Annotated in this window: 3 protein-coding genes; all 3 read left to right on the top strand. The window is 58.3% G+C overall.

The genetic code is table 11. From position 1 onward, the window contains the following. Positions 1-539 precede the first annotated feature (539 nt). The 3 genes from AB4043_RS15720 (at position 540) to AB4043_RS15710 (ending at position 4105) form a co-directional block, all read left to right on the top strand. Positions 540-1268 carry an SDR family oxidoreductase gene (locus AB4043_RS15720; RefSeq protein WP_442302837.1) on the top strand — a complete coding sequence of 243 codons (729 nt, stop codon included), beginning with the start codon at positions 540-542 and terminating at the stop codon, positions 1266-1268. A gap of 58 nt (positions 1269-1326) precedes the next feature. Next, entirely contained in the window at positions 1327-2226 is a 900-nt protein-coding gene (locus AB4043_RS15715) for an SDR family oxidoreductase (RefSeq protein WP_442302838.1), read from the top strand. Between the two features lie 544 nt (positions 2227-2770). Then, on the top strand, positions 2771-4105 hold the full coding sequence (locus tag AB4043_RS15710) for a hypothetical protein (protein WP_442302839.1): 1335 nt from the start codon (positions 2771-2773) through the stop codon (positions 4103-4105). Positions 4106-4561 lie beyond the last annotated feature (456 nt).

Below are 4561 nucleotides of genomic sequence, written 5' to 3'. Positions count from 1 at the left end.
CGCCGCCACCGCCTACAACCTCAAACGCATCTACATCCTCCAGAAATCCCACTAAAACAGCTCCCATCCACACTCAACAATGAAATCCTCCAACAACGGCTCACTCATCCAGAGAGATGATGCCTCTCTCACACAGACTCTTCAGCCCTTGATCTCTCAATGTGCCCGATACCTGGGGCCGTTGCCCCAGGCTGGTATAGAGCGCGCCTTTCCACCCCAATGAACAAGTTCATTGGGGACCCCGGCCTTCAGCGCTCAGAGCGGTGGCACCTTTTGATTTGTCATTTCGAAGCGTAGCGGAGAAATCTGCTTCTCATCTCTGCCGGGTGCCCACCCTCACGGAGTTAGGGTGGGTTAGGAATGCCCAAAAATCCTAGCAAAACAGCAGAACGAATTTGTCGATACAGCTTAGATCTTGGTATGCACAAAACACATATTCGATATTCGCACTATGTATTGGATTTATATTCTGGGCCGGCGCATTCTTCATTCATAAGTCAGCTTCGAGCAACGAAGCTGCCTGGAAGAGGAGAACGATCATGGCAAAGACAGCAATTGTTACTGGAGCATCCCGCGGCATTGGCCGCACGATCGCGAAGCGGCTGGCCGCCGATGGATTTGCAGTGGTAGTGAACTATGCGGGGAACAGTGAACTAGCGCAGGAGGTTGTGAACGAGATCCGCAATGGCGATGGCGAGGCTCTGGCAGTGAAGGCGGATGTGAGCAACGCTGACGATGTGAAGCAGTTGTTCGACAAGACGATTGAGGCTTATGGACACGTCGATGTGGTGGTGAACAACGCCGGCATCATGCCTCTGTCACCAATCTCGAAGGGCGATGTGGAGACCTTCGACAAGGTGATCCAGACCAATCTGCGCGGAGCCTTCCTGGTGCTGTCGCAGGCGGCGCAGCATGTGGCGGAGGGTGGCCGCATCATCGCCTTCTCGTCGAGTGTGCTGGCGAAGTCATTCCCGACCTATGGACCGTACATCGCGTCGAAGGCCGGTGTAGAAGGCCTGGTGCCGGTGCTGGCGAATGAGCTGCGCGGACGCAACGTCACGGTGAATGCGGTGGCTCCGGGGCCGACGGGAACTGATCTGTTTCTGAATGGCAAGACGCAGGAGCAGATTGCGCAGCTCAGCAAGCTGGCTCCGCTGGAGCGGTTAGGGCAGCCTGAGGATATCGCCAACGTTGTCTCGTTCCTTGCCGGACCAGACGGCGGCTGGGTGAATGCACAGGTGCTTCGCGCGAATGGCGGCTTCGCCTGAGATGCGGCCATAACGTACAGGTCATCACCAACGCAACAGGAACAGAAAGGGAACTGCGATGAAGAACGTTATTGTGATCACGGGAGCATCGAGTGGGTTTGGAGCGCTGATGGCGCGCGCTCTGGCCAAGGCAGGACACACCGTCTACGCGAGCATGCGCGACACCGCCGGACGCAACGCACCGCAGGTGGAGGCGGCGAAGACGTTCTCTGAGGAGAACGGAGCTGACCTCAGGACGATTGAGCTGGATGTGGCCTCACAGGAGTCGGCCGATGCGGCCATCGCCAGGATCGTGGCAGAGAACGGGCGCCTGGATGTGGTGATCCATAACGCCGGTCACATGGTCTTCGGGCCTGCGGAGGCATTCACACAGGAGCAGTTGGCGGAGCTGTATGACATAAATGTGCTGAGCACACAGCGTGTGAACCGGGCAGCGCTGCCGCAGTTGCGCAAGCAGCGGAAGGGGCTGGTGATCTGGATCTCCAGCAGCAGCGCCGCGGGTGGCACGCCTCCGTATCTGGCGCCGTACTTTGCGGCGAAGGCGGGGATGGATGCGCTGGCGGTGATCTATGCTCGCGAGCTGACGCGCTGGGGCATCGAGACCTCGATCGTGGTTCCGGGAGCGTTTACAGGTGGGACGAATCACTTCGCGCACTCCGGGCGACCTGCCGACCAGGAGCGGGCGGCGGAGTACGAGGCGGGGCCGTATAAGAACTTCGGCGAAGAGGTGATGAAGGGCTTCGCGGCTATCGTTCCGGAGGATGCCGATGTCGCTGCGGTCGGCGAGGCGGTGGTGAAGATTGTCGATGCACCGTTCGGTAAGCGTCCGTTCCGTGTCCATGTCGACCCGACCCAGGATGGAGCCGAGGTGGTGAACGGCGTGCTCGATCGTGTGCGGGCGGAGATGCTGCACAGGGTCGGACTTGCGGACCTGTTGACGCCTGCCAAGGTTGGCTGACGAATCGGCGTACCCGGTTGGGGGGGAGCATGGAGGGAAGCCTGCTGGCCCCAGCCATTTATGTCAGGCATCCGGCACAGGTCGAGTGCCGCTCGTTAATACGAGTGCCGCTCGTTAATATAAGAGGCGCCTGTTTCCGTCCCCAAAAAAATGCCCTAGATAGCGAACTATCCAGGGCCCAATGGAAGCTTGTTGATCGGACAGTGGGGTTTGTCCGAGATATCGAGAACGGCGGCAGATTGGCCGATCGGACGCGCCGGTGAGCCAAAGAGGGGTGGCCGGCGACTGCGGGCGAACGGGAACCAGGAACGCAGCCCGCCAACCAGATACACCGTAGCTGTCTCGGTTGCGAGACTTCCAGACAATTCACCGAAACAGAAAATTTGCCCTGTGTTTTCAAGGAGATGTGCGATGTTAAATCACCCGTTATTGCGACCAAAATAGACGTGTATCCGTCATTTAACGGGCTGGCGTAGGATAGCGATATCGCCGAACAGTTATCGCCAGGCTGTAATCGCCAGGCAAGGGAAAGGTCGATCACCCGGTGTCAGATCTCGAAGCAGTGCCGCCGCTTGCGAAGCGTGAATTGGTCAGCCGGATTATTGCTTCGAAGGACTTCCATCGATCGGAACGCCTCTCGAGCTTTTTGCAGCACATCTGCGAGCTCGAGATCCAGGGAAGGGTCTCGGAGATTAACGAGAAGGACATCGGGCGGACGGTCTTCCAGTTGCCGACCGACTACGACCCCAGTATCGACGGCATTGTGCGATCCCATGCCAGCCGTCTGCGCCGCAAGCTGGAGACGTATTACCAGCACGAAGGCCGTGAGGAGACGATCCGCCTGGTAATTCCGCGCGGCGCCTATCAGCCTCGCTTTGAGTTGTGCGTTCCAGAATGTGTTCCCGGAGACGGTCCGAGACACGGTCCAGCAGAAGCGGGGGTGCCCTCGGAGGAGCAGGAGATCGAGGATGTCTCGGCGGACGATGCCGACAGCCGGGACGATGCCTGGGAGAAAGAGGCTGCTTCAGGCCTAAGAATGCTCTGGATCGGTGGCGCCGCGGTTGCTCTGTTTGTGGTGCTATCGCTTGCCGGTATCTGGTTCTACCGCGCCCACCGTGGAAATCTCGCCACGGAGCGCGGGTTATGGCCCCAGATCTTCAGCAGTCAGCGCCCGACGATCCTGGTGCCGAGCGATAGCAGCCTCGCCGTGTGGCAGGAGTTCAAGCGTACCAACCTCACTTTGGCGGACTATCTGACCTTTCCCTATGGGAAGGAGGATGGGCCTTCCAGTCCGGAGCAGCACCTGGCATCGACGGTGTTCGCGCGGCGTTACACCTCCGTGGTGGATCTGGAGATCATCCAGAAGCTTTCGCACGTTGCGCGAGGGCAGAACGTCGAGCCGTCGCTGCGTTATGCGCGCGATGTCAGGCCGAACGACCTGAAGCAGAGCAACGTTGTGCTGATCGGGAGCAGTGAGACCAATCCATGGGGCTTGATGTTCCAAGGCGGCATGAACTTCATTCTGAAGAAAGACTGGGAGCGGGGAATCTACAGGATCGAGAACCGAAAGCCGTTGCCGGAAGAGGCCGCGGAATGGATCTCAGACCCCAATGAGCGAACCCGTACGGTCTACTGCAAGGTCTCGTACCTGGCCAATCCCAGCGGAGCGGGCAACATCCTGATCCTGGAAGGAACCTCCATGGCGGCTACGGCGTGTGCATGGGAGTTTGTCTCGAACCAGGAGCGTCTGAGGCAGTTCTGGCAACAGGCGAAGGTGACGGGCGACAGGTCGCCCCACTTCGAAGTTCTGCTTAAGACGAGTAATCTTGACGGCGATGCGTCCGCGAGTTCCGTGGTCGCATGGCGTGTGAACCCGTAGGTGAGAGATTGTTCGAAGATGGTGGGAGCAGCCCCCAACGACTCCCATCCCTAGGTGCATCGATGGCTTGGTGGACCTGAGACAGCCCAGAGCTCGAACCGTTCACCCAACCGAACCAAGCCCACTGAGGACCCGGAATATCCCACCGCGTCGTTTGTCATTCGCGCGAACAAATTCGCCGGTGATTGTTTGCCGATTAGATGTATTCCGTGTTTATGAATTATCGCTAATCTTCGTCGCAGTAACAGCCGTACGTTGATGAACTTAACGCGAGATGTAAGAGCTTTCATTCGAACGACTTGCCGGCATCTTCACGGTAACTTCACAGTGAAATCGCGCTATCACGGTGAAATACTTTGCCAATTATTTTTGACCTGCCGATACTCCCTAACACCCGCCCCGTAGCGCATGACCGGCAGGCCAGGAGGTCATACATGAACCGAAGAAAGGCAAACC

The sequence above is a fragment of the Terriglobus sp. YAF25 genome (genome assembly GCF_052113305.1).
GTDB lineage: Bacteria > Acidobacteriota > Terriglobia > Terriglobales > Acidobacteriaceae > Terriglobus.
This window is presented reverse-complemented; position numbering and strand designations above follow the sequence as displayed.